This is a genomic window from Massilia sp. CFBP 13721, assembly GCF_014842025.1.
In the GTDB taxonomy this organism is placed as follows: domain Bacteria; phylum Pseudomonadota; class Gammaproteobacteria; order Burkholderiales; family Burkholderiaceae_D; genus Telluria.
Genome location: NZ_JACYUY010000013.1, coordinates 93495 through 116976, shown reverse-complemented (window position 1 = coordinate 116976; position 23482 = coordinate 93495). Strand labels below are relative to the sequence as shown.

Genomic DNA, 23482 nt, shown 5'->3' with positions numbered 1-23482 from the left:
CAATGGGTAATTCAGGCCTTGGCGGCCGTGTGCTCGCGGACCGCCGCGAGCAGGGTATCTTTGGAAAACGGCTTGGTGAGATAGGCGCTCGAACCGACCATCGCGCCGCGCGCACGGTCGAACAGGCCATCCTTCGAGGACAGCATGACCACCGGCGTCGCATGAAAGCGCGCGCTCTTCTTGATCAGGGCGCAGGTCTGGTAACCGTCCAGGCGCGGCATCAGGATGTCGCAGAACACCAGCGCCGGATGATGGTCGTTGATCTTGGCCAGCGCGTCGAAACCGTCCTCGGCCAGCACGACCTGGTAGCCGGCCTGGGTCAGGAAAATCTCGGCCGAACGGCGGATCGTGTTGCTGTCGTCGACCACCATGACGGTGAGGCCGCTTGCTCCTTGCGATGTCGTCATTTTCGTTTCACTTCAGCATGGAACGCCACCATAGCATAGCGGGATCGGCTTGTGCGCGAAGTGTTGCACAGCGTCAACTACACGCAAACGGAAGAGGGAAAAGCTTGTCGGAAGGTGTAGAAATTACGTTATCGGGTGGGGTGGGATTGATAACTTGATTACAAAGTCGGCACCGAAAATGCCATTTTTGTGCGGGGTGGAAAACAACTCGGTGGTTGACGCTGGCAGGCCGCATTTGTAGGGTGGACTCCGTCCACGCGTTGGACCATCGGCACAGCCGCAGCGTGGAATGCCCTCAGTGGTACGCATCGGTACCATGACGCGTGGGCGGAGCCATTCGTGGCCCGGCCCACCCTACATATCGCGACAGATCATGCACCGCGATTCCAGAAAATTTTATCGCGGCGGATCATGCACCGCGATTCCAGAAATTTAGATCGCGGTCATCTCAAAATCATCTTTGCGCGCGCCGCATTCCGGACAGGTCCAGTTCATCGGCACATCGGCCCAGCGCGTACCCGGCGCGATATTGTCTTCCGGTGCGCCCGCTTCTTCATCGTAGACCCACCCGCAAATCAGGCACATCCAGGTTTGGTAGGCGGTTGCGGTCGTCTCGTTACTCACGTTGTCGTTCCTTCGATCTAGTAAAATGGGGAATCAGGTATCTTAATCTACCCGTCGTGCAAAACCAACCGTCTCCACTGATTCTCACATTTGGGGTGTCCGACCCGGTCGGGGCACTCGGCGTCCAGGCAGACATTGCCACTTTTGCCGCCCATGGCTGCCACGCCCTGTCGATCACCACCGCGCTGCTGGTGTCGGACAGCGCACGCGTCGAGGAATGGCATGAAGTCGATACCGGCGTGATGGCCGACCAGGCGCGCAAGGTGCTCGAAGACATGCCGATCGCCGCCGTCAAGATCGGCGCGATCGCCAGCATCGAGCAGGCCGCCGCGCTGGCCGAGATCGTCTCGGACTATGCCGAAGTGCCCTTGATCGTCGACCCTTTTCTGTCCGCCCTGCCCGACTCCGGCATGTCCGACGAAGACATCGTCGCCTCGATCCGGCAAATCCTGGCGCCGCAGGCAACCGTGCTGCAGCTGTCGCAATCGGAACTCGGGCGCATGGCCGAGCTCTGGCGGGAAGCGGGCGCCGACGGCTCGCTGGCCTCCGACGTCGCCGAACTGACCGCGCGCGGCTGCCAGTACGTGCTCGTGACCGGGACCTCCGAACACGGACATAAACGGGGCCACAAGCGCGCCAATACCCTGTTCGACCGCGACGATGGCGTCACCACGATCGACTGGCAGCACTTGCCGGGCCACTTCGTCGGCGCCGGCACCACGCTCTCGGGCGCGATCGCCGCCTGCATGGCGCAGGGAATGGACGCCATCGAGGCCTTGCGCGCCGCCCAGGACTACACCTACGGCGCCCTCCTGCACGCCCAGCGCTTCGGCATGGGCAAACTCGTTCCCAACCGTTTCTACCGCATCCTGCCGCAGCCCGGCGCCAAGAAAGCATCGATCACATGAACAATGAAATGAGCACTGAACAATCCGCGTCCGGTAACAACAGTCGCAACGACACCCTGTTCGCCCGCGCCCAGCAAAGCACCCCCGGCGGCGTCAACTCCCCGGTGCGCGCCTTCCGCTCGGTGGGCGGCACGCCGCGTTTCATCACCCGCGCCGAAGGACCGTACTTCTGGGATGCCGACGGCAAGCGCTACATCGACTACATCGGCTCCTGGGGTCCGGCGATCGTCGGCCATGCGCACCCGCAAGTGATCAAGGCAGTGCAGGATGCCGCCGCCAACGGCCTGTCGTTCGGCGCGCCGACCGAAGGCGAAATCGAGATCGCCGAGGAAATCTGCAAACTGGTACCGTCGATCGAACAGGTGCGCCTGGTGTCGTCCGGCACCGAAGCGACCATGAGCGCGCTGCGCCTGGCGCGCGGCGCCACTGGCCGCGACAAGATCGTGAAATTCGAAGGCTGCTACCACGGCCACGCCGATTCGCTGCTGGTGAAAGCCGGCTCCGGCCTGCTGACCTTCGGCAACCCGACCTCGGCCGGCGTGCCGGAAGACTTCGTGAAGCACACGCTGGTGCTCGACTACAACAACGTAGTCCAGCTGGAAGAGGCGTTTGCTTCGATGGGCGACACCATCGCCTGCGTCATCGTCGAGCCGGTCGCCGGCAATATGAACCTGATCCGCGCCACCCCGGAATTCCTGGGCCGCATGCGCGAACTCTGTACCGAGCACGGCGCCGTGCTGATTTTCGACGAAGTGATGTGCGGCTTCCGCGTCGGCCTCGGCGGCGCCCAGGAAATGTACGGCATCACGCCGGACCTGACCGCGCTCGGCAAAGTCATCGGCGGCGGCTTGCCGGTGGCGGCATTCGGCGGCAAGACTGAACTCATGCAAAAGATGGCGCCGATCGGCCCGGTCTACCAGGCCGGCACCCTGTCGGGCAACCCGGTGGCGGTGGCGGCCGGCATGACGACCCTGAAACTGGTGCAGCAGCCGGGCTTTTACGAGCAGCTGACCGCGACCGGCCAGAAGCTGATTAAGGGCTTGACGGAAGCGGCGCAGGAAGCCGGCATCGCCTTCTGCGGCGATTCGGTCGGCGGCATGTTCGGCTTTTATTTCAGCGAGAAGGTGCCGTCGACCTATGGCCAGATGATGGCAGGCGACAAGAACCGCTTCAACGCCTTCTTCCACGGCATGCTCGATGAAGGCGTGTATTTCGCACCGGCCATGTTCGAAGCGGGTTTCGTGTCCGCTGCGCACGACGATGCGGTCATCGCGGAAACGATCGCGGCTGCCCGGAAAGTCTTCGCCCGCATCGCTTAAGGCAGAGCAAACGACGCGCGCCGGAGCACGCGGCGCGGCTTGCACCCTGTGCCATCATGGATCCAACTCCGGCTGGATCCGACCATGGCACGACTCCGACGCTCCCCTCCCGGCGCGCCCCGTTCGCGGGTGCCGCGCTCGCAGCAGCCGCTGCCCCAATCGGGGCCGGCGGCGGTCACGGTCGCGCTGCTGCGCGCGGCCGACCCATCCAATCCCGATGCGTATTACGCCGGCATCGTCGACGCCCTGAACGATTACGCGCGCCGCTACGCGGTCGGCACGCCGCTGCGGCTGGCCCATTTTCTGGCGCAGATCGGGCACGAGAGCGGCTTGCGGGCGGCTGAGGAAAATGGCAATTATTCGGCGCCGCGCATGCGCGAGATTTTCGGCTGCCGCGGCGGCCGCGCACAGTACGACCGCGCGGGCGACGATTGCCGCCTCGGCTCCGATGGCCAGCCGGCGCGCCTGCGCCCGAAACTCTGGCTGGAAGCGGACAATTACGCCGGCAACCCCGAACGCCTGCTGTCGTATGTGTACGCGAACCGCTTGGGCAACGGCGACGAAGCCTCGGGCGACGGCTACCGCTACCGCGGACGCGGCCTGATCCAGCTGACCGGCAAAAGCAATTACGCTGCGTTTACGGAAGTGCACAATGCGCGCAGCCCGGCGGACGTGCGCGATTTTCTAGCCGAACCCGAACTGCTCATGAGCGAACTCAAATACGCCATCGAATCGGCTTTCTATTACTGGGATGCGCGTACAGTCAACGCGCTTGCCGACCAGGACGATCTCGAGCAAGTAACGCGCGCCATCAATGGTGGCTTGAATGGACTGGAAGACCGTGGAGAACGCCTTGCAAGAATCAAGAAAGTCCTGGGGATCTAGATTGGCCCTGCTGGCAGCTTGCTGCGCGGCCGCGCCGGTGCAGGCCGCGTCGCTGTGCGCGCCAAATGAACCCGTCGTGTTCGCCTGCCATGTCGGCGGCAAGATGGTCTCGCTGTGCCGCCCCGCCGGCGACCGCGGCATGCTGAGCTACCGTTTCGGCGGCCCCGGCAAACTCGAACTCAGCTACCCTGAACCCGGCCGCCAGGCGAGCGCGGCGTTCACCGTGAAATCGGTGCCGCTGATCGGCGGCGGCGAAACCACGGTCGCATTCAAGCGCGGTGTTTATACCTATACGGTCTACAGCAAGGTGGCGCGCTCGGAAGATGGCGGCGCGCCGGAATTCGAAGACGGCGTCATCGTCGCGCGGCGCGGCAAGGTGCTCAGCAAGATGCGCTGCGAGGATGGCGGTGAAGGGTTTCGGGAACCGATGACCGCAGTGGTGGTGAAATAAAATTTCATTCAAGCCAATGCGATGAAATTTTGTTTCAGTAGGGTGGGCGCCCCTGTGCCCACGCGTTACGCTTGCATGACGCGCACGTCCGCGTGGGCTCGGGGCGCCCACCCTACGGTACCCATGATCACGCCAGCTTCAACCAGCCCCGCTTCCTGAAATACCACAGCGGCGCAATCGCGCTCGCCACCATCAGCCCCAATGCGAACGGATAACCGAAGGTCCAGTCCAGCTCCGGGAACCATTTGTGGAAGTTCATGCCGTAGATGCTGGCGATCAGCGTCGGCGGCAGGAAGGCGACCGAGGCCACCGAGAAGATCTTGATGATCTTGTTCTGGTTGATGTTAATAAAACCGACGGTCGCATCCATCAGGAAGTTAACCTTGTCGAACAGGAAGGACGTATGGCCGTCCAGCGATTCGATGTCGCGCAAGATCTGGCGCGCGTCGTCGAACTGTTCCGAATTCAGCAGGCGTCCGCGCATCAGGAAGCTGACGGCGCGCCGGGTGTCCATCATGTTGCGGCGGATGCGGCCATTCAAGTCTTCCTCGTGCGCGATCGCATTCAGCGCGGCGGCCGCGTCCTGGTCGGTGAATTCCTTTTGCAGCACGCGCGTGCTGACTTCTTCCAGGCTTTCGTAGATGCCCTCCAACGCGTCCGCCGAGTATTCGGCATCGGTCGCGTACAGGTCGAGCAGCACGTCCATGTAGTCGGCGATCGAACCGGGCCGCGAACGGGCGCGCATGCGCACCAGGCGGAACACCGGCAAGTCGTCGTTGTGCATCGAGAACAGCATCTTGCCCGACAGGATGAAGGCAACCGTCACCACGCGCGACGGGCCATCCTCTTCTTCGAGCAGGAAGTCGGTGCGCAGGTGCAGGTCGCCGTTTTCGGCTTCGTAGTAGCGGGCCGAAGCTTCGATGTCCGACACCTCGTCTTCGCCCGGCAGTGTCACCCCATAAATCGTCTTGACCCACGCGCGTTCGTCGTCATCCGGATCGGTCAGATCGACCCAGACAGGCGTGGCATTCTCCAGGTCGGCGCGGGAAGCGATGGGGACCTGGTTCAGCCGGCCATTTTGTAGGACAAATACGTTGATCATGCGCTTTCTCGGCCGGAATCAAAACTGTCGCAAGTGTACCCGTTAGCCCCGTGCGCGGCCACCCCGAAACAACAGTTTCGCGGGGCATTACGCTGTTTTTCAGCGAATTGCGAGATGGGCGCTCAGGGCAGCTCGGCCGAGCCCATGCGCCGCTGGATCAGGCTGGTGCGCTTGACCAGGTAATTCGTGCTGCGGTTGCGGTCGTAGTAGCGCGGATTCGGCAGCATCACGGCCAGGCGCGCGGCCTGGGCCGGCGCCAGCTTGGCGGCCGGCACGCGGAAGTAATAGCGCGCGGCTGCTTCGGCGCCGAACACGCCGCGTCCGAACTCGACCACGTTGAGATAGACCTCCAAAATGCGCCGCTTGCTCATCACCGTTTCCAGCATGAAAGCGATGATCATCTCCTGCCCCTTGCGCAGGTAGCTGCGCGAGCCCGACAGGAACAGGTTCTTGGCCAGCTGCTGGGTGATGGTCGAGCCGCCGCCGACGACCTTGTGCTTGCGGTTGTTGCGGTCGTAGGCCTTTTCGAGCGCTTCGAAGTCGACGCCCGGGTGATCGGCGAAATTCGCGTCTTCCGAGGCAACCACCGCGCGCTTGAGATTGTTAGAAATGCGTTCGTACGGTACCCATTCGTGCTTGAGCTGCGCATTCGGGTTCTTGTCGCGCAGTTCGGACAATTGCTGGCGCATGAAGCTGGTCGAACTCGGGTTGAAATACACGAACCAGCAGACTTGCACGAAGAAATACAGCTGGAGCAGGAATACGGCCAGGATCGGCCCCAGGAAAATCCATTTGATCCAGCGCCGGCCGCCTTGTTTAACCGCCCCTGCCGCATTGCCTCGTTTAGCCATTTGTTCTTTTAATTATGGTCGTAGTTTGGTAAAAACAGCACGCGTCTCCGGCCGCACGCCGCGCCAGACCAGGAAGGCCTCGGCCGCCTGCTCGACCAGCATGCCCAGCCCGTCGCGCGTCCCGGCGCCCTGCGCGCTGGCAAACACCATGAACGGCGATGGCGCGCTGCCGTACATGATATCCAAAGCCAGTGTTCCTTCGGCAAAAGCCGAAGCCGGCACCGGCGGCATCTCGGCCGCCAGGCTGCTCGAGGTGGCGTTGACGACGATATCGTAGGGTCCCGCAATGTCGTCATAGCCGCCGACCGCCAGTTCGACGTCGTGGCCGCTGAACCTGGCAACGAGGCTCTCCGCCGTGGCGCGGGTGCGGTTCGCCACCAGGATCGAACGCGGTCCCTGCTCGATAAACGGCAGCATGATCCCACGCGCCGCACCGCCCGCGCCGAGCAGCAAAATCCGCTTGTCGGCCAACGTCACGCCGGCATTGCGCAGGATGTCGGCCACCAGGCCGGGGCCGTCGGTGTTGTCGCCGATGATCTCGCCATCCCTGAAACTCAGGGTATTCACGGCGCCGGCGGCGCGCGCACGCTCCGTCAGCTGCGTCGCCACGGCGACCGCCTCGATCTTGAACGGCACCGTAACGTTCGCGCCCTTGTACCCCTGCGCCACCAGGTCGCGCACCGTGGCGGCGAAACCGTCGAGCGGCGCCAGGCAGCGTCCGTAGGCGAGGTCTTGCCCGGTCTGGGCGGCGAACACCGGGTGGATCTCGGGCGATTTACTGTGGGCGATCGGGTTACCGATCACGCAATACTGGTCCGTCATGCCTGCTCCTGGAGTTCGGCCTTCACTTTTTCTTCTCGGGTAAACGTAAACCGGGTGATCACGATCCATAAATCGTCCTTGCCGGCCGTGCGCATGTTTTGCGGAAAGGCGCCGAAGGGCGCGGCGCGGCGTACGATCTCGAGCGCCGCCTTGTCCAGCGCCGGATTGCCGGACGAACGCTCGACGCGCGGCCCGCCCTCTTTCTGGTACAGGCTGCCGTCCTGGAACACCGGGATCGAGATGACCAGTTCGCCGTAGAGTTTCTTGCCGTTTTGCTGAGGGAAATTCAGCGTGCCGACTTCTTCCACCTGCTTTTGCATCGCCTTGTAGTACAGCGCATAGCCGACCTGGCGCGTGCTCGGCGAAATGTGGGTGCGCTTCGGACGCTTGTTCTGGTCTTCGATCGTCTGCGTGATCTCGGCCGTCATGCGCGCGATCTGGCGCGTGGTGTCGACTTCGTCGGCGCCGGTGCGGGTCGGATCGGGCTTGTCGTTGTCGGTGACGGGCGCAGTTTTAAAACTGGATTTCTGCACGCGCGAGAGCACGTTCTGCTGCAATTGCTCAAGTTCAACGATGCGCTTTTGCAGCGCCTTGATGCTGTCGCCATTCTCGTTCTTGCGCAGGTCGGGCAAGGGCGATTTGGAGCGGCCGGCCTCGGCCATGCCGCCGCCTTCGAGGTTGGCCTGCGCCAGCGCCTCGGCTTTCACCGGCGCCTTGGCGTGCTTGGCGTTGACGAGGATGACTTCCAGCCCCGGATCGGCCGGCTCGAAGCGCAAGGCATCGGGCGCCACGAAACGGATGGCGAGCAGGACCGCATGCGCCGCCACCGAAGCGGCCAGGGCAATCATGAGGGGACGGTTTTCTCGGGAATACTTCACGCGGGCGGCCGGACGGCTGTTGAATCTGGGAATTCAAGCATTCTACCGTGCCGGAAGGCGCTGTGGGATGTCTGCGGACCTTGGTGGTGCTGCGGCAACGGGTGAGATCGTTGGCGCTGGAAAATCGTAGCACCGTAGGGTGGACTCCCGAGTCCACCCTACGGTGCACGACAGCTAACGGTCTTAATGCGGGCAGACGAGTTTCAGCGCGTGCCCATCCTTCTGCGAAAAATACTCGACGCACTGTTCGCCCTGCCGGTAAATCGTGCGCATGCCGAACGAAGACACGTAATCGGCCTCGCTGAAACTGACCGATCCGTCATGGTCGAGATCGATCGCCTCGTAGGGCAGCGGCGAACGGTACACCATCCAGGCGAAGATCGCCCAGTAGCCCAGGATCAGCAGGGCTGCGGCAAGCACGGCGGTGCGGATGGAGCGGTGCATTTTGCGGGCCGATGGCGCGGCAGGGTTCATGGTCAGGCGCCGGCCGGGGTCGCGTCGTCCGTGCTGACCGCCGCCACCGCGCCTTCCGCCTCGACCACTTCCTCGACTGCCGCCTCGCCGGTGTCCGTAGCGTCTCCCTCCTCCTCTTCCAGCGCCAACGCCTCGCCCGGCGCCGCGACGACTTCGAGCAGGCGCGCTTCGAGCGACAGGTCGACCTCGTCCCAGCGCACGATGTCCAGGCGCACCGGCGTGCCGCGCGCGACCTGCGGCATGCCGGCCAGGCGGATCACCAGCGGCACGTCCGCCAGGCGCAGCACGTCGTCTTTCAGGACGACGGCATCGGCCTGCTTGACCTGTTCCTGCCCCAGCCAGCGCAGGCACCAATAGCGTTCCATCGTCTGCTGGAAGTCGTTATAGGCGGCATAGGCGGCGTCGAAGGCCGAGACGATCGAGAACAGCGTCGCGTCGCGCGGCTTGAACGGGGCCACCAGCGGCGCCGTCACGCCGTGCTCGGCGCAGGCGATGATCTGCCACTGGTTGACCAGGTCGGTGTAGCGGCGCAGCGGTGAGGTGCTCCAGGCATATTGATCGACACCGAGACCCTGGTGCGGCGCCGCGTGCGTGACCATGCGCACCTGCATTTTTGCCGCCCAGCCGGCGCCGCTGCCGGCGCCTTGCGAACGGTAGATGCCCGGCACGCCCGAGTCGTGCAGCAGCTTGCCCCAGGTACTGTTGGCGAAAATCATCAGCTCGGCAACGATTTTATCCAGCGGCGCGCCACGCTTGCGGCGCACGATCGAGACCACGTCGTCCTCGACATAAAAGTTAAAATCGACGCGGTTGCCCTGTTCCGGCTTCAGGCCGAACGCTTCGCGCTTGACCATGCGCCCGGCTTCCAGCTTCAAGGCCCATTTCCACAGCAGCCCCAGCTCGGCCTTGTGCGGATACTCGCCTTCTCCGTTTTCCAGCGTTTCCTCGTTGACCAGTTCGTCGAGGTCGTTGTGGCGCAGGTTGCTCTGGATCGGCACCAGCTCGGCGCGCGTCGTGGTCGAAATCGTCGACCAATCCGCCGGGTTCAGGGTCGCGTACAGCGACAGTGCCGGGCAGGTATTCCCTTCGGCCAGCGTAAAAGCGTTCACCACTTCATCCGGCAGCATGGTGATCTTGTCGCCCGGCATATACACGGTCGACATGCGGCTGCGCGCGATCTTGTCGATCTCGTCGTCCGGCTTGATGGCGAGCCCCGGCGCAGCGATGTGGATGCCGACGCGCACGTTGCCGTCTGCCAGTTGCTCGACCGAGAAAGCATCGTCGATCTCGGTGGTGGTGACGTCGTCGATCGAGAAGGCGGCGACATTCGCCAGCGGCAGCGCCGTCGGCGCGCTCGGCACCGCAACCGGCTGGAAACCGGCGCCGCGCGGGAAGTTCTCGAACAGGAAACGCCCCATGTGCAGCTCTTTGGGCGAGGCGACGCCCTCCGTCGCCAGCATCAGGCGTGGCATGGTCGTCTGCAACTCGTTGGCCGCCGCTTCCAGCGCCTTGTATTCGATCGTGTTCTTGTCCGGCTTGAACAGCAATTGGGCGACGATCGGCTGCATCGCCGCCGGCAGGGTGCCCGCTTTCAGCTCGTCGACATAGCCGGCCTGGATCAGTGCCTGCTGTTTTTTCTTTTCGATGCCGGCCTGGGCTGCGCGCAGCGATTGCTCGGGGGCGGCCTTGTAGCGTCCGCGTCCCTTCTTGTAGAAATAGATCGGGGCATTGTGCAGCGCCAGCACCAGGCCGGCGGCCTCGGCGGGCAGCGGCGCGTGGCCGAAATACTCGGCGCCCAGCTCGGCAAAGCCGAACTCTTCCTGGCCGGCCACTTCCCACAGGAAGTCGAGGTCGACTTCGGCGGCGATGCCTTTCGCTTCGTCGAGCAGCACTTCCGGCGCCGGCTTTTCGTATTGCAGCAAGACATCCTTGATCTTGACCTTGCTGCGTTTTCCGCTGGCCAATTCCACTTGATAGGCTTCGCCGGCGGTCGACAACACCGAGCCAACCTTGAAGTCGCCTGATTCTTCAAAAAATACGTTCATGTTATTTCGCTATCTTTATTGTTGCGGTTGCCGTCAGGTTGAGTACCGCCGGCAAAAATATCTCGGTGACCATCAGCAAGCCTCGATGGCGGCGATAGACACAGCGCCGCGCGTGGAATTCGTGCCCGTCGAGCTCCCCGCCCAAGGCGGCGCGTACGCTTGCCAGCAGCGGGTGGCCAGTGCGCAGGCGGGCAAATTCGAGCGGCCCGCGCTTCACTTTCGGGTCATAAAACAGGGTGGTGCCGAGCGACCGTTCGCCCAGCGCCGAAAACAATGGCCAGTCGCTTGCCGTGGCCGCCATCGGCACGACGGTGTGGCCGAAGACCACGGGCACGCCGTCGCAGCAGAGCAAAACCTCGCGCTCCCAGACCCGCGCGCGCCGCGCCAGGCCCAGCGGCGCCGTTTCTTCGAAGGCACAGGTCGCGCTCTTCTGGTGCAAGCGGCGCACGCGGAACGTGGCGCTGCTCTCCACCAGGCGCGCCGTCAGTGAACCCGGTGTTGTCAGCCAGTCGCGCATCCCGGCATCGGCACCGACGCCGCCCACCTTGGCGTGCCACGTCGCCAGGCGCAGGCGCGCGCCTACGATGCCGCCTTCCCTTGCGACCAGTCGGCGTGCGGCTGGCAAAACGCCAGCACGTCATCGACGTACTGCGGAAATTCAGAAATCGCGTGGTCGCTGCCCTCGATCACATGCTGGCGCGCACCTTCATAATGGGCCACCATGTCGCGGTAATCCAGTACTTCGTCGCCGGTGGCGGCAATCAGGAAATAGCGCTCGGGCCGGGTAATACGCGCGACTTTCAGTTCGGCCAATTCGTCGATGTAGTCGCGTCGGAATTCGAAGGGTTCATCCGAATGCCAGTTGGTGGTGACGCCGACGTGGCTTTCGAGATTTTTCAGCGGATCGACCGCGGGATTGAGCAATACCGCCGGCACGTCGAGGCGCTCGGCCAGCCAGGTGGCATAAAAGCCGCCCAGCGAGGAGCCGACGATGGACAGGTTGTGCGGCGCATGGCGCCCGGCCAGCAGCAGCGCAAGTTCCATCGCCGCCTTGGGCGAGGCCGGCAGTTGCGGACAGATCAGGTCGCCGGCACGCCCGGCGGCGGCCATCCGCTCCTGCAGTACGCGCGCTTTGAAAGAGCGCGGCGAGGAGCGAAAGCCGTGCAGATATAAAATCATTTCGCCAGCGCCTCGAGCAGTTTCTGGTGCACGCCGCCGAAGCCGCCATTGCTCATCACGAGGATATGGTCGCCCGGCTGGGCCGCCTGCACGATGGCTTGCACCATGTAGTCGATCTGGTCGAAACTGTGCGCGATCGTCCCCAGCGGTTTCAATGCATCGGCCAGCGACCAGCCCAGCGCCTGCTGGCTGCCGAAACCGAACACCAGGTCCGCATCCTTCAAACTGCCCGGCAATGCATCCTTCATGGCGCCCAGCTTCATCGTGTTCGAACGCGGTTCCAGCACGGCCAGGATGCGGCCCCTGGCGCCGATTTTCTGGTGCAGGCCGCCCACAGTGGTAGCAATCGCCGTCGGGTGGTGGGCGAAGTCGTCGTACACGGTGATGTTGTTGACCACGCCGCGCACTTCCATGCGTCGCTTGACGCTCTGGAAGCGAGAGAGCGAATCGACCGCCTGCGCCACCGGCACGCCGACGTGGCGCGCCGCCGCGATCGCGGCCAGCGCGTTCGAGCGGTTGTGCTTGCCGGTCAGGCCCCAGTGGACAGTGCCCTGGTGCTCGCCATTGAAGATGACATCGAAGCTGGACCCGCCCGGATGCTCGACCATCGCCCAGTCGACGCCATCGGACACGCCAAAGGTTTCCTTCTCGCTCCAGCAGCCGCGTTTGATGACGCGTGCCAGCGAGGTTTCGTCGCCATTCACGATCAGGCGCCCCACGCCCGGCACGGTACGCACCAGGTGATGGAACTGGGTCTCGATGGCGCCGATGTCCGGGAAGATATCGGCGTGGTCGAATTCGAGGTTGTTCAATACCGCCGTCTTGGCGTGGTAGTGCACGAACTTGCTGCGCTTGTCGAAGAAGGCGGTATCGTATTCGTCGGCTTCGATGACGAAAAAGTCCGATTCGCTCTCCCCCTGCAGGCGCGCGGAAATACCGAAATTCATCGGCACGCCGCCGATCAGGAAGCCGGGCGCATAGCCGGCGTCTTCCAGGATCCAGGCCAGCATCGACGAGGTCGTGGTTTTACCGTGGGTACCAGCGACGGCCAATACCCATTTTTCGCGCAAAATATGTTCGCCAATCCACTGCGGACCCGACACATAGGGCAAGCCGCGGTTCAGGATTTCCTCGATCAGCGGATTCCCGCGCGTCATCACATTCCCGACCACATACAGATCGGGATTCAGCGACACTTGCTCCGGGCCATAACCCTGGATCAATTCGATGCCCTGTGCCTCGAGCTGGGTACTCATCGGAGGGTAGACGTTGGCGTCGCAACCGGTAACGCGGTGGCCGGCCTCTTTCGCCAAAACCGCCAGGCCGCCCATGAAGGTGCCGCAAATGCCGAGGATGTGAATATGCATGATCGTGAGGAAAGAAGCGAATACGCGATTCTACCCGACGCGATGCCATTTTTCGTTCAAGAGTATGATCTGGGGCATGATGCCAACCCAGAATAATGACCTCCAACAGTTGCGCGCGCAGATCGCCGCAACCGCCGCGCGCATGATCGCGCAAGATGGCGCCGACTATGCCACGGCGCGCACGAAAGCGGCCCGCCAGGTGCTCGGCGTGGACCAGCCGCGACCGAACCTGATGCCCGACAATGGCGAGATCGAAGACGAAGTGCGGCGCTACCAGGCCCTGTTTGGTGGCGCCGCCCATGCCGAGCGCTTGCAGCTGCTGCGCGAAAAGGCGCTCGAGGTGATGGATGCGCTGGCCGAGTTTCGTCCCTATCTGACCGGTGCGGTATTGAATGGCACCGCGGGCGAACACGACGACATCCATTTGCAGCTGTTTGCCGACAGCGCGAAAGAGGTCGAGATTTTCCTCCTGAACCGCAACGTCAATATAGATATCTCGGAAACCCCGCATTTCAAGGGCGCCAGGTACGATCCTGTTGAAACGGTGAGCTTCCTGTGGCATAAGGAGGCGGTGCATGCCGAGTTGTACGATTTTCATGATTTACGCGGGGCCTTGAAACCGCGCGCCGATGGCCGCCTGCAGCGGGTCGACGCCGCCGGCCTGCGCGCCCTGATGAGCAACGACCAATCCCTGGAACAGGACGAATGAAGAATAAAAAATTTGCGGTCATCGCGGCCTTGTCCGCGATTTTTTTGGGCCTGGGTGTCGTGTTCGGCAACAAGACCAGGCCAGTGCCGGCAGCGGCCCCGGTCGCCACCAACGCGCCGGCAGCGACGGCGGCTGCGGCCGGCGCCCCTGCCAATCTCTATGCGCGCACCCTGGAAGACCTCGACGGCAAGCAGCAAGCCTTCAGCCAGTGGCAGGGCAAACCGCTGCTGGTGAATTTCTGGGCCACCTGGTGCGCTCCCTGCGTGCAGGAAATGCCGGAACTGTCGGCCATCGCCAATGAAGAAAATGGCAAGCGCTTCAACGTGATCGGTGTCGGCATCGACTCGCCGACGGCCATGCGCGAATTCGCCGCCAAGCACAACATCAAGTATCCACTGCTGGTGGGCGGCATGGGCGGCACCGATATTGCGCGCGATTTCGGCAACGCCAATGGCGGCCTGCCTTTCACGGTCCTGATCGGCGCCAACGGGCAAGTGCGCAAGACCTATCTCGGCAAACTGAAATTCGATGTGTTGAAGGCCGACTTGGCGGAACTCTGAAACATCGCGCACGGTCGTTCGTTTCTGATCTGCGCGCCAGCCCCCTCTATCCACCAAGAATTTTATCGCTTGCCAATAGCTGACGTTAGCGGCAAAATGCGACACTTTCGAGCATAGACTCTAGAATACAATGGCGAAAAAGCTACTGCTGCTCAACGGTCCCAACCTGAATTTATTGGGCACCCGCGAGCCTGCGGTGTATGGCGCGGCAACGCTGGCCGACATCGAAAGCGCGGCACAGGCGCAAGCCGAAGCTGCGGGCGGGTCGCTTTCCTGCTTTCAGAGCAACCATGAAGGTGCGCTGATCGACCGCATCCATGCCGCCCGCGAGGAAGGCGTCGACGCGATCGTCATCAATCCCGGCGGACTGACCCACACGAGCGTGGCATTGCGCGATGCGCTGGCCGCGGTGGCGATTCCGTTCATCGAGGTCCATATCTCAAATATTTATCAGCGCGAAGAATTCCGTCACCATTCCTATTTGTCGGCCCTGGCCCGCGGCACCATCTGCGGACTCGGCGTCGACGGGTATCGGTTTGCCATCGACTTTGCGCTTAAATAGCGTTAATCTACGACAACTTCATGCATCATCCTCGGCTGCGCCGTCTTTTTGCGCGCTGTTTTACTCTTCTAATACCACAATAATTCCAAGGGGTTTCACATGGATTTACGTAAACTCAAGACTTTGATCGACCTCGTCGCCGAATCGGACATCGCTGAACTCGAAGTGACCGAAGGCGAGAGCAAGGTTCGCATCGTCAAGTCGTCCGCCACGCCCCAAGGCCAGATGATGATGATGCCGCCTGCCGGCATGCAGCAGTATTCGGCGCCCGCCCCTGTCGCCGCACCTGCCCCGGCCGCGCCTGCAGCACCGGTTCCCGCCGCCGAAACCGGCCACGTCGTCAAGTCGCCGATGGTCGGTACCTTCTATCGCTCGTCGGCGCCTGGCGCTGCGGCCTTCGTCGAAGTCGGCACCAACATCAAGGAAGGCGATACCCTCTGCATCATCGAGGCAATGAAACTCCTGAACGAAATCGACGCCGATGCGTCCGGCGTGGTGACCAAGATCCTTGTGGAAAATGGCCAGCCGGTCGAATTCGGCCAGCCACTGTTCGTGATCGGTTAATTGTCCTTCCGGCCGTGATCTCTTCCCGGCCGCACCATCCCGAATCCAGGCCGGCGCACGACGCCGGCACTCTCACCTGACCAAGCTAACCATGTTTGAAAAAATTCTTATCGCCAACCGTGGTGAAATCGCGCTGCGTATCCAGCGTGCATGCCGCGAAATGGGCATCAAGACGGTGGTCGTTCACTCGGAAGCCGACAAGGACGCCAAGTACGTCAAGCTGGCCGACGAATCGGTCTGCATCGGCCCGGCGCAATCGTCGCTGAGCTACCTGAACATGCCGGCCATCATCAGCGCCGCCGAAGTGACCGACGCCGAAGCGATCCACCCCGGCTACGGCTTCCTGTCGGAAAACGCCGACTTTGCCGAACGCGTGGAAAAATCGGGCTTCGTCTTCATCGGCCCGCGTTCCGATTCGATCCGTTTGATGGGCGACAAGGTGTCGGCCAAGCAGGCGATGATCCGCGCCGGCGTGCCTTGCGTGCCGGGTTCGGATGGCGCGCTGTCGGACGACCCGAAAGAGATCATCCAGACCGCCCGCAAGGTCGGCTATCCGGTCATCATCAAGGCGGCCGGCGGCGGCGGCGGGCGCGGCATGCGCGTGGTCCACACCGAAGCGGCGCTGCTCAATGCCGTGGCGATGACCAAGACCGAAGCCGGTACCGCCTTCGGCAATCCGGAAGTGTACATGGAGAAGTACCTGGAAAATCCGCGCCACGTGGAAATCCAGATCCTCGCCGACGAACACAAGAATGCCGTCTGGCTGGGCGAGCGCGACTGCTCGATGCAGCGCCGCCACCAGAAGGTGATCGAGGAAGCGCCGGCACCGGGCATCCCGCGTAAACTGATCGAAAAGATCGGCGATCGTTGCGCCGAAGCGTGCCGCAAGATCGGCTACCGCGGCGCCGGCACCTTCGAATTCCTGTACGAAAACGGCGAGTTCTATTTCATCGAAATGAACACCCGCGTGCAGGTCGAACACCCGGTCACCGAAATGATCACCGGCATCGACATCGTGCAGGAACAGATCCGCATCGCCTGCGGCGAGAAACTGCGTTTCCGCCAGCGCGACATCATGCTGGCCGGCCACGCGATCGAATGCCGCATCAATGCCGAAGACCCGTTCAAATTTACGCCGTCGCCGGGCCGCATCACTGGCTGGCATCCGCCGGGCGGTCCCGGCATCCGTGTCGATTCGCACTCGTATGCGGGCTACTATGTGCCACCTCATTACGACTCGATGATCGGCAAGGTAATTTCCTACGGTGCTACGCGTGAGCAAGCCATCCGCCGCATGCAAATCGCGTTGTCGGAAATGGTGGTCGAGGGTATCTTGACCAACATCCAGCTGCACCGCGAACTGATGGTCGACGCCCGCTTCATCGAAGGCGGCACCAACATCCATTACCTGGAACAGAAGCTGGCCAACCGCCCCGACACCAAAGTGGTCGTGGCTCCCGAGAACAAGGCTGACGCATGAGCTGGACCGAAGTCATCATCGAAATCGCACGCGAGCACGCCGAGGCGTTATCGGACGCCTTGATGGAAGCGGGTGCGCTGTCGGTGTCGGTGGAAGATGCCGACGAAGGTACCGACCAGGAAAAGCCGCTGTTCGGCGAACCTGGCATGGAGCCGACCGAAGCGGCCTGGGACCACAGCCGCGTCGTGGCCCTGACCGACGTCGATGCCGACCAGGCCGCGATCATCGCCGAAGCGGCGGCCGCCATCGGCCTGGCCGAGGCCCCGGCGTTTACCACGCGCGACGTCGCCGACGCCGACTGGGTACGCCTGACGCAATCGCAGTTCGAACCGATCCACATCGGCACCAACATCTGGGTCGTGCCGAGCTGGCACGAAGCGCCGGACCCGAACGGGTTGATTCTCGAACTCGATCCCGGCCTGGCCTTTGGCACCGGCAGCCATCCGACCACGCGCCTGTGCATGGAGTGGTTAGAGGCCCATCCGGCGCCCGGCAAATCGGTACTGGATTACGGCTGCGGTTCGGGCATCCTGGCGATGGTCGCCAAGAAGCTCGACGCTGCCGACGTCACCGGTGTCGACATCGATCCGCAGGCGATCGAATCGGCACGCGCCAACGCCGAGCGCAACGGTTGCGACATTACCTTCTACGTGCCGGACGAACTGGCTGTCTCGGGCAACGAGCGCCACAAGAGCGGCAAGTTCGACATCGTCGTCGCCAACATCCTGTCGAGCCCATTGAAGCTGATGGCGCCGATGCTGTCGGGCCGCGTGGCGCCGGGCGGTTCGCTGGTGCTGTCGGGCGTGCTGGCGCGCCAGGCCGAGGAAGTGGCCGCGGCGTATGCACCTTTCATCAAGCTGGGCGTCTGGGCCGAGCAGGACGGCTGGGTTGCCCTTCACGGGACGCTTGGCCAGGATACCGTACCGGCCGCGCGCTCCGCAACGAACGTTTAAGGAGCCCGGCATGGCGCTTGCCACACAATGCCCCCATTGCGGCACGATGTTCCGGGTCGCCTCGGACCAACTCAAGCTGCGTGGGGGCATCGTGCGTTGCGGCTCCTGCCAGGAGATTTTCGACGGCAGCGCGACGCTGGTCGACCTCGATGCGCTGCCGGCCAAAGCGCCGGCGGCGGACAAGGCCGAGGCGCCTGCGGAATCGGCGCCTGCGCCTGTTGCAGAGTCTGCGCCTGCGTTTGTTCCGGAGATTGCGCCTGCTCCAGAGCCTGAGCCTGTCGTCGCTGAAGCGGTCGCTGAACCCGCACCTGCACCCGAACTTGCCTCTTTCTCCGAACCTGCGCCTGTGGCGCAGGCGTCGGTCGAACCACCCGCTCCCACCGTACCCGAAGACGAACCGCTGGCGCCGCTCGACGTGGCAGTCGCGCTGCCGAATTTCGACGACCAGCCGGTCTATACGCTCGACTTCGACCATACCTTCGATCCGTTCGGGATTTTGCCGAAGGTCGATACGCCGCAGGAAGCGCCCATTCCATCCGACGCGCCTGTCGCCGCCGCGCCGCTGCCGGAGCCGGCGCCCGCCGCGCTCCAGGCGGAGGACGAGCCTCCTGCGGACGCACCCGCACCTGCCGCGCCATTGACGTCGCCAGGCGTCGGCCGCATCGAACCGACCTTCGGCCTGCCGGTCGACGAGGAACTGGTCGCCGCGCCGCTGCCCGATCATGAGCCGGACGAGTTCACGGCCCCTGCCGCGGCACGTATGCACACTGCCGCCGACGCGCCGCCGATGCCGATGCGCGAAGCGACCGCCAGCACGGTCAGCCACCCGCCCGCGGCGCACATCCCGCCGGTGGCACGCACACCCGGTGCCAAGCGTGCCGACAAGGCCGCTGCGCGCCGCTCGAAGCTCACCCCGACCCGCATCGAATCGCAGCCGAAGCTGCGCGCGGCCGAGATCGACGAGCCCGATTTCGTCAAGCGCGGCCGCCAGCAAGAGCAGACCGGCCGCACGCGCAAGGTCGCGCTGCTGGGCGGTGCCGTCGTCATGCTGGTGCTGCTGTTCGCGCAAGGCGCCTTCACCTTCCGCAATGCGCTCGCCGCACGCTTCCCGGCCGCGAAACCGGCGCTGGTGTCGGGCTGCGCGGTGTTCGGCTGCCGCGTCGAGCTGCCGATGCAGGCCGATAACCTCGCCATCGAAACCGGAGAATTGACCACGCTCGGCGGCGGCGCCTATTCGTTCACTACCGAACTGCGCAACACCGGCGCCACCGCCCAGGCCTGGCCCAGCCTGGAACTGGCGCTCACCGACGCCGACGACAAGCCGCTGGTGCGGCGCGTATTCGCACCCAGGGACTATCTCGCCGCCGCTGCGACCACTGCAACTGCCAACGGCATCGCCCCGCGCGCCGAACAACCGATCAAGCTCCACTTCCGGGTGGACGACCTGAAACCCTCCGGCTACCACATCGCCGTTTTTTATCCTTGAATCCTCCCATGACCCAACCGACCCTGATCTGCGGATCGCTCGCCTTCGACAAGATCATGCAGTACCACGGCCGCTTCGCCGACACCCTGCTGGCCGACCAGCTGCACCGCGTGAACGTCTCGTTCCTGGTGCCGACCCTGCGCACCGAATACGGCGGCTGCGCGGCGAACATCGCCTACAACCTCAAATTGCTCGGCGGCGACCCGCTGATCATGGCGACCCTGGGCCAGGATGGCGCCGACTACCTCGAGCGCCTGCGCAACTTCGGCATCAAGACGCGCGCCATCAAGACCATCGGCGACGCCTACACCGCGCAGTGCTTCGTCACGGCCGACCAGGACAATAACCAGATCAATGCCTTCCACCCGGGCGCGATGCAGTTCTCGCACGAGAACAAGGTCGCCGACCAGGGCCCGCTGCGGGTGGCGATCATTGCCCCGGACGGACGCGACGGCATGCTCCAGCACGCGCGCGACTGCGCCGCGGGAGGCGTGCCCTTCATGTTCGACCCGGGCCAGCAACTGCCGATGTTCAGCGGCGAAGAACTGCTGAACTTCATCGAAGAAGCCACCTACCTGGCTGCGAACGACTACGAATTCGAAATGGTCATGGACCGCACCGGCCTGTCGCTGGAACAGATCGCGGCGCGCCTGGACGCCCTGATCGTCACGCGCGGCGAAAAGGGTTCCGAAATCTACGCCGGCGGCGAACGCTTCGACATCCCGCCGGTCCCGGCCGCCGCGGTCGTCGACCCCACCGGCTGCGGCGACGCCTACCGCGCCGGCCTCCTGTACGGCATCGCCCAGGGCTACGACTGGCCGACTACCGGCCGCCTCGCCAGCCTGCTCGGCTCGATCAAGATCGCCCACCAGGGCGGCCAGAACCACAGCTTCACGCCAGCCGAGATCGCCGACAAGTTCGAATCCGCCTTCGGCTACCGTTTTAAGTAAACCCGCGCCAGCCGCGCACCGTAGGGTGGGCTCCGCCCACGCGTTACGCACGTTGAGCCTGGCCGGCGGCTCAAGAACGTCGCTCCCACCCTCACCGTGAGCCATAAAACAAAATGGGCAGCCCGCTGGCTGCCCATTTTCACATCCATTCCGATCACACTAGATCGGCACCACCATCCTCAACAAATACAGCGCAATCTGCAGCAGCACCACCGCCACCAGCACCGACAGATCCAGCCCGCCGATCGGCGGCACCACCTTGCGGATCGGCCGCAGCAGCGGATCGTTCAAAGCATGCACGAACGGCGCCAGCGGCGCGTGCGGATTGACCCAGCTGAAGATCGCCTCGATGATCAGCAGCGCGATAAAACCGTAGATGATCCACTTCAGGAAACGCCCCAGCGCCAGCAGGAACACCTGCTCGGCGCTCGCCCCGACGATGAACAGGATCGAGGTCGCCAGCAGCACCACCAGGAAGGCGCCGATCAGGCTTGCCCAGTCGTAGCCGCCCGCACCCGGCACCAGGCGGCGCAGCGGCTTCACCAGCCAGTCGCTCATCGTGAAGGTGAACTGCGCCACCGAAGCGGGAGGACGCACGCGGATGGCCTGCATCCAGAAACGCAGCAGGAGCGCGGCCCCCAGCAAAGTGGCGATGGTATCGACGATCAACTGAAGAATGGGCACGACAACTCCTTGAGATAAAAAAAACCGCTGTGTGACAGCTTCACACAGCGGTATTTTGCCCTAAGCGGGCCTGGCCTGGCGTTACGGACGGCTGCTGGTCGGGAACGGCCATGCGGCCGCCGGTGCCAGCACGGTCTTGGCGGCCGGTGCGGGTGCTGCCGGCTTGGCTTCCGCCTTGGCGTCTGCTGCTGCCTGGGCTTCGCCCTTGGCTTCCGCCTTGGCGGCCGGCTTCTTCGCCGCAGCCTTCTTCGCTGCAGGCTTGGCCGACTTGGCTGCCGGCTTGGCTTGCGCCTCCGGCTGGGCTTCCGCTTTTGCCGCCGCGGCTTCCGGCTGCGCCTCAGGCTGGGCTTCGGTCTTCGCTTCCGGCTGGGCCTCAGCCTTGGCTTCCGGCTGCGCTTCCGCCTTCGCCGCTTCCAGCTGGGCTTCGGCTTTCATGGCCTCTGGCTGGGCTTCGGCTTTGGCGGCTGGCTTGGCGGACGACTTCGCGGACGTCCCCTTGGTAGCGGACGTCTTTGCAGCCGTACCCTTGGTTGCGGCAGGTGCCGCCGACTTGGCAGCGGTGCTCTTGGTCGCTGCCGGCTTGGCTTGCGCCTTGGCGGCGGTCTTGGTAGCAGCAGCCTTGGCTGGAGCTGGGGTGGCAGTCTTGGCGGCTGACTTGGCCGGCGCCGGCGTGGCACTCTTGGCAGCGGCTTTGGCCGGTGCCTTGGCTGCAGTCTTGGCGGGCGTCTTTGCAGACGCCCCCTTGGCTGCGGTCTTTGCCGGCGTTTGTGCCGCGCCCTTCGCTGCCGACTTGGCAGGCGTCTTGGTTGCGGTTTTCGCTGCCGACTTGGCCGGCGACTTGGTTGCGGTTTTCGCTGCCGACTTGGCCGACGACTTGGTTGCCGCAGCTTTTGCTACCGGCTTGGCGGCCGACTTGGCTGCACTCTTGGCGGCTGGCTTCGCTGCTGCTTTAGCAGCCGATTTAGCGGATGGCTTGGCGGCTGCCGTCTTCTTTGCCGTCTTCTTTGCCGTTGGCTTGGCGGCCGGTTTGGCGGCTGCGGTTTTCTTTGCCGCTGGCTTGGCTGGTGATTTGGTGGCGGCCGCTTTCGCTACCGGCTTGGCTGCAGCTTTCGTAGCAGCCTGCTTGGCGGCTGGCTTGGCAGCGGCTTTGGCTGCGCTCTTTGCAGGCGCCTTTGCTGCGGCTTTTTTGGCCGCTGGCTTGGCTGCCGGCTTGGTTGCGGTGGCTTTCGCTGCTGGCTTGGCGGCTGGTTTGGCAGCAGCCTTCTTTGCAGCTGGTTTTGCGGCTGGTTTTGCAGCGGCTTTGGCAGCCGGCTTCGCCGCCGGTTTAGCAGCAGCTTTGGCCGCTGGCTTGGCCGCAGCTTTGGCAGCCGGTTTCGCAGCAGCCTTTGCCGGCGACTTCGCTACAGCCTTGGCAGCCGGTTTTGCAGCTGGCTTCGCTGCCGGTTTTGCAGCGGTCTTGGCTGCAGGTTTCGCGGCCGGCTTGGCGGCGGCCTTGGTGGACGTCTTTGCAGGCGTCGCCTTGGCCGCCGTCTTCGTGGCCGACTTGGCGGCTGGTTTCTCTGCTGCGCCAGCCTTGGTTGCCGGTTTGGTGGCAGCCTTGGCTGCCGGTTTGACTGCTGATTTCTTAGCGGCTGTTGCCATTTCGTTCTCCTAATCTGCGATGAGAAAATACGCTACAAGGTTGAAACCCGTCCGTCCGGATGGACAGGCGGGTTATTCATCGGCATAAACCGTTTGGTTACTGCCAATGAATCCGGCACCAGCTGAACTGCTGCAACTCCTCACGATTGCAGCGCTTCAGCCAACGACGTCGGGCACGCCGCTTACTGCTTCAGTTGCGCTTCCACATCGCTACCCTCACGGGCACGAAAAGAAAAAGCCGCCTTGCCTGAAAAAGATCAGGCAGTGCGGCTTGTTCTTTTCATTACGCTTTATGTGCATACTGATTAAGTCGGCGTCCCATTAATTCGATCGGTTTTGTTTGCCCCAAAACATGCAAACTTCAGTGTTCATGTTTTGACAAATTCAATCACGTAAAGTACACGAAAACCTTGTCAGTCCGCAACCCGCACACATTAAATTCATAGTGTGCGGCGCCTGCGTGAACGCATAACGCTGCTCTCTCCTGCTTTGATCACGAAATTGCGCAAAAAATCGGGCTCCTCACGCATGGTGGACGAGGTCCATTTGCACAGCCATTGCAAGACTGCGCAATCCCGTCA

Annotated in this window: 26 protein-coding genes; 13 read left to right on the top strand and 13 right to left on the bottom strand. The window is 63.4% G+C overall.

Features of this window, described 5'->3' with window-relative positions; genetic code table 11:
- Window positions 1-11 precede the first annotated feature (11 nt).
- The gene (locus tag IFT60_RS14390) at window positions 12-407 is read right to left on the bottom strand and encodes a response regulator (RefSeq protein ID WP_056343748.1); all 396 of its coding nucleotides are present in this window, start codon (window positions 405-407) and stop codon (window positions 12-14) included.
- Window positions 408-839: 432 nt separating this feature from the next.
- Entirely contained in the window at window positions 840-992 is a 153-nt protein-coding gene (locus tag IFT60_RS14385) for a rubredoxin (RefSeq protein ID WP_192052709.1), read from the bottom strand.
- A gap of 134 nt (window positions 993-1126) precedes the next feature.
- On the opposite strand from IFT60_RS14385, the gene thiD reads away from it, so the two are divergent.
- The 4 genes from thiD to IFT60_RS14365 all read left to right on the top strand — a co-directional run bounded on the left by thiD (window position 1127) and on the right by IFT60_RS14365 (window position 4594).
- Window positions 1127-1939: a bifunctional hydroxymethylpyrimidine kinase/phosphomethylpyrimidine kinase gene (gene thiD / locus IFT60_RS14380; protein WP_374001017.1), complete on the top strand. Its 813-nt coding sequence runs from the start codon at window positions 1127-1129 to the stop codon at window positions 1937-1939.
- 8 nt (window positions 1940-1947) lie between these two features.
- On the top strand, window positions 1948-3258 hold the full coding sequence (gene hemL, locus IFT60_RS14375) for a glutamate-1-semialdehyde 2,1-aminomutase (protein ID WP_192052663.1): 1311 nt from the start codon (window positions 1948-1950) through the stop codon (window positions 3256-3258).
- Window positions 3259-3342: 84 nt separating this feature from the next.
- Entirely contained in the window at window positions 3343-4143 is an 801-nt protein-coding gene (locus IFT60_RS14370) for a glycoside hydrolase family 19 protein (RefSeq protein WP_229510875.1), read from the top strand.
- Window positions 4112-4594: a hypothetical protein gene (locus IFT60_RS14365; RefSeq protein ID WP_192052662.1), complete on the top strand. Its 483-nt coding sequence runs from the start codon at window positions 4112-4114 to the stop codon at window positions 4592-4594. The genes IFT60_RS14370 and IFT60_RS14365 overlap by 32 nt, the downstream gene beginning before the upstream one ends.
- 127 nt (window positions 4595-4721) lie before the next feature.
- Here the strand turns inward: IFT60_RS14365 and corA are convergent, their stop codons facing one another.
- The 9 genes from corA to mpl form a co-directional block, all read right to left on the bottom strand.
- The gene (corA, locus tag IFT60_RS14360; RefSeq protein WP_192052661.1) at window positions 4722-5696 is read right to left on the bottom strand and encodes a magnesium/cobalt transporter CorA; all 975 of its coding nucleotides are present in this window, start codon (window positions 5694-5696) and stop codon (window positions 4722-4724) included.
- Between the two features lie 122 nt (window positions 5697-5818).
- Window positions 5819-6547 (bottom strand): monofunctional biosynthetic peptidoglycan transglycosylase, encoded by a 729-nt coding sequence (gene mtgA / locus IFT60_RS14355; RefSeq protein WP_192052660.1) that lies wholly within the window; start codon window positions 6545-6547, stop codon window positions 5819-5821.
- Window positions 6548-6559: 12 nt separating this feature from the next.
- On the bottom strand, window positions 6560-7369 hold the full coding sequence (gene aroE / locus IFT60_RS14350; RefSeq protein WP_192052659.1) for a shikimate dehydrogenase: 810 nt from the start codon (window positions 7367-7369) through the stop codon (window positions 6560-6562).
- Window positions 7366-8217, bottom strand: a complete 852-nt coding sequence (locus IFT60_RS14345) for an energy transducer TonB family protein (RefSeq protein WP_192052658.1) — start codon at window positions 8215-8217, stop codon at window positions 7366-7368. Before IFT60_RS14345 ends, aroE begins: the two co-directional genes overlap by 4 nt.
- A gap of 213 nt (window positions 8218-8430) precedes the next feature.
- Complete coding sequence (locus tag IFT60_RS14340; RefSeq protein ID WP_192052657.1) at window positions 8431-8691, bottom strand: hypothetical protein; 261 nt, start codon at window positions 8689-8691, stop codon at window positions 8431-8433.
- A gap of 32 nt (window positions 8692-8723) precedes the next feature.
- Window positions 8724-10766: a ribonuclease catalytic domain-containing protein gene (locus IFT60_RS14335; protein WP_192052656.1), complete on the bottom strand. Its 2043-nt coding sequence runs from the start codon at window positions 10764-10766 to the stop codon at window positions 8724-8726.
- Window position 10767: 1 nt separating this feature from the next.
- Window positions 10768-11391 carry a chorismate--pyruvate lyase family protein gene (locus IFT60_RS14330; RefSeq protein WP_374001012.1) on the bottom strand — a complete coding sequence of 208 codons (624 nt, stop codon included), beginning with the start codon at window positions 11389-11391 and terminating at the stop codon, window positions 10768-10770.
- Window positions 11346-11945 carry a YqiA/YcfP family alpha/beta fold hydrolase gene (locus IFT60_RS14325; RefSeq protein ID WP_192052655.1) on the bottom strand — a complete coding sequence of 200 codons (600 nt, stop codon included), beginning with the start codon at window positions 11943-11945 and terminating at the stop codon, window positions 11346-11348. The genes IFT60_RS14330 and IFT60_RS14325 overlap by 46 nt, the downstream gene beginning before the upstream one ends.
- Entirely contained in the window at window positions 11942-13312 is a 1371-nt protein-coding gene (gene mpl / locus IFT60_RS14320) for a UDP-N-acetylmuramate:L-alanyl-gamma-D-glutamyl-meso-diaminopimelate ligase (protein ID WP_192052654.1), read from the bottom strand. The genes IFT60_RS14325 and mpl overlap by 4 nt, the downstream gene beginning before the upstream one ends.
- A 76-nt stretch (window positions 13313-13388) precedes the next feature.
- Between mpl and IFT60_RS14315 the strand changes: the two genes are divergently transcribed.
- The 8 genes from IFT60_RS14315 (at window position 13389) to IFT60_RS14280 (ending at window position 20576) form a co-directional block, all read left to right on the top strand.
- Window positions 13389-14021, top strand: coding sequence for a hypothetical protein (locus IFT60_RS14315; protein ID WP_192052653.1), 633 nt, complete (start codon window positions 13389-13391; stop codon window positions 14019-14021).
- Entirely contained in the window at window positions 14018-14581 is a 564-nt protein-coding gene (locus tag IFT60_RS14310; protein WP_192052652.1) for a TlpA family protein disulfide reductase, read from the top strand. The genes IFT60_RS14315 and IFT60_RS14310 overlap by 4 nt, the downstream gene beginning before the upstream one ends.
- A gap of 130 nt (window positions 14582-14711) precedes the next feature.
- A complete protein-coding gene (gene aroQ / locus IFT60_RS14305; protein ID WP_192052651.1) occupies window positions 14712-15143 on the top strand; it encodes a type II 3-dehydroquinate dehydratase in 432 nt (143 codons plus the stop codon).
- Between the two features lie 99 nt (window positions 15144-15242).
- The gene (gene accB, locus IFT60_RS14300) at window positions 15243-15707 is read left to right on the top strand and encodes an acetyl-CoA carboxylase biotin carboxyl carrier protein (protein ID WP_192052650.1); all 465 of its coding nucleotides are present in this window, start codon (window positions 15243-15245) and stop codon (window positions 15705-15707) included.
- A gap of 91 nt (window positions 15708-15798) precedes the next feature.
- Window positions 15799-17187 carry an acetyl-CoA carboxylase biotin carboxylase subunit gene (accC, locus tag IFT60_RS14295; protein ID WP_192052649.1) on the top strand — a complete coding sequence of 463 codons (1389 nt, stop codon included), beginning with the start codon at window positions 15799-15801 and terminating at the stop codon, window positions 17185-17187.
- A complete protein-coding gene (gene prmA, locus IFT60_RS14290) occupies window positions 17184-18140 on the top strand; it encodes a 50S ribosomal protein L11 methyltransferase (RefSeq protein WP_192052648.1) in 957 nt (318 codons plus the stop codon). The genes accC and prmA overlap by 4 nt, the downstream gene beginning before the upstream one ends.
- A 10-nt stretch (window positions 18141-18150) precedes the next feature.
- Window positions 18151-19626, top strand: coding sequence for a zinc-ribbon and DUF3426 domain-containing protein (locus tag IFT60_RS14285; RefSeq protein ID WP_192052647.1), 1476 nt, complete (start codon window positions 18151-18153; stop codon window positions 19624-19626).
- Window positions 19627-19634: 8 nt separating this feature from the next.
- The gene (locus tag IFT60_RS14280; RefSeq protein ID WP_192052646.1) at window positions 19635-20576 is read left to right on the top strand and encodes a carbohydrate kinase family protein; all 942 of its coding nucleotides are present in this window, start codon (window positions 19635-19637) and stop codon (window positions 20574-20576) included.
- A 159-nt stretch (window positions 20577-20735) separates the two neighbouring features.
- Here the strand turns inward: IFT60_RS14280 and IFT60_RS14275 are convergent, their stop codons facing one another.
- A complete protein-coding gene (locus IFT60_RS14275; protein ID WP_374001008.1) occupies window positions 20736-21260 on the bottom strand; it encodes a YggT family protein in 525 nt (174 codons plus the stop codon).
- Between the two features lie 81 nt (window positions 21261-21341).
- A complete protein-coding gene (locus IFT60_RS26570) occupies window positions 21342-21695 on the bottom strand; it encodes a histone (RefSeq protein WP_229510874.1) in 354 nt (117 codons plus the stop codon).
- A gap of 199 nt (window positions 21696-21894) precedes the next feature.
- Between IFT60_RS26570 and IFT60_RS26565 the strand changes: the two genes are divergently transcribed.
- Window positions 21895-22914, top strand: coding sequence for a hypothetical protein (locus IFT60_RS26565; protein WP_229510873.1), 1020 nt, complete (start codon window positions 21895-21897; stop codon window positions 22912-22914).
- The last annotated feature ends 568 nt before the right edge of the window (window positions 22915-23482 follow it).

Coding starts and splice junctions, on each gene's coding strand:
- IFT60_RS14390 (WP_056343748.1), bottom strand. CDS start 407: ATGACGACATCGCAAGGAGCAAGCGGCCTCACCGTCATGGTGGTCGAC.
- IFT60_RS14385 (WP_192052709.1), bottom strand. CDS start 992: ATGTGCCTGATTTGCGGGTGGGTCTACGATGAAGAAGCGGGCGCACCG.
- hemL (WP_192052663.1), top strand. CDS start 1,948: ATGAGCACTGAACAATCCGCGTCCGGTAACAACAGTCGCAACGACACC.
- IFT60_RS14370 (WP_229510875.1), top strand. CDS start 3,343: ATGGCACGACTCCGACGCTCCCCTCCCGGCGCGCCCCGTTCGCGGGTG.
- corA (WP_192052661.1), bottom strand. CDS start 5,696: ATGATCAACGTATTTGTCCTACAAAATGGCCGGCTGAACCAGGTCCCC.
- mtgA (WP_192052660.1), bottom strand. CDS start 6,547: ATGGCTAAACGAGGCAATGCGGCAGGGGCGGTTAAACAAGGCGGCCGG.
- aroE (WP_192052659.1), bottom strand. CDS start 7,369: ATGACGGACCAGTATTGCGTGATCGGTAACCCGATCGCCCACAGTAAA.
- IFT60_RS14345 (WP_192052658.1), bottom strand. CDS start 8,217: ATGATTGCCCTGGCCGCTTCGGTGGCGGCGCATGCGGTCCTGCTCGCC.
- IFT60_RS14340 (WP_192052657.1), bottom strand. CDS start 8,691: ATGCACCGCTCCATCCGCACCGCCGTGCTTGCCGCAGCCCTGCTGATC.
- IFT60_RS14335 (WP_192052656.1), bottom strand. CDS start 10,766: ATGAACGTATTTTTTGAAGAATCAGGCGACTTCAAGGTTGGCTCGGTG.
- IFT60_RS14325 (WP_192052655.1), bottom strand. CDS start 11,945: ATGATTTTATATCTGCACGGCTTTCGCTCCTCGCCGCGCTCTTTCAAA.
- mpl (WP_192052654.1), bottom strand. CDS start 13,312: ATGCATATTCACATCCTCGGCATTTGCGGCACCTTCATGGGCGGCCTG.
- IFT60_RS14315 (WP_192052653.1), top strand. CDS start 13,389: ATGATGCCAACCCAGAATAATGACCTCCAACAGTTGCGCGCGCAGATC.
- IFT60_RS14310 (WP_192052652.1), top strand. CDS start 14,018: ATGAAGAATAAAAAATTTGCGGTCATCGCGGCCTTGTCCGCGATTTTT.
- aroQ (WP_192052651.1), top strand. CDS start 14,712: ATGGCGAAAAAGCTACTGCTGCTCAACGGTCCCAACCTGAATTTATTG.
- accB (WP_192052650.1), top strand. CDS start 15,243: ATGGATTTACGTAAACTCAAGACTTTGATCGACCTCGTCGCCGAATCG.
- accC (WP_192052649.1), top strand. CDS start 15,799: ATGTTTGAAAAAATTCTTATCGCCAACCGTGGTGAAATCGCGCTGCGT.
- prmA (WP_192052648.1), top strand. CDS start 17,184: ATGAGCTGGACCGAAGTCATCATCGAAATCGCACGCGAGCACGCCGAG.
- IFT60_RS14285 (WP_192052647.1), top strand. CDS start 18,151: ATGGCGCTTGCCACACAATGCCCCCATTGCGGCACGATGTTCCGGGTC.
- IFT60_RS14280 (WP_192052646.1), top strand. CDS start 19,635: ATGACCCAACCGACCCTGATCTGCGGATCGCTCGCCTTCGACAAGATC.
- IFT60_RS26570 (WP_229510874.1), bottom strand. CDS start 21,695: ATGAAAGCCGAAGCCCAGCTGGAAGCGGCGAAGGCGGAAGCGCAGCCG.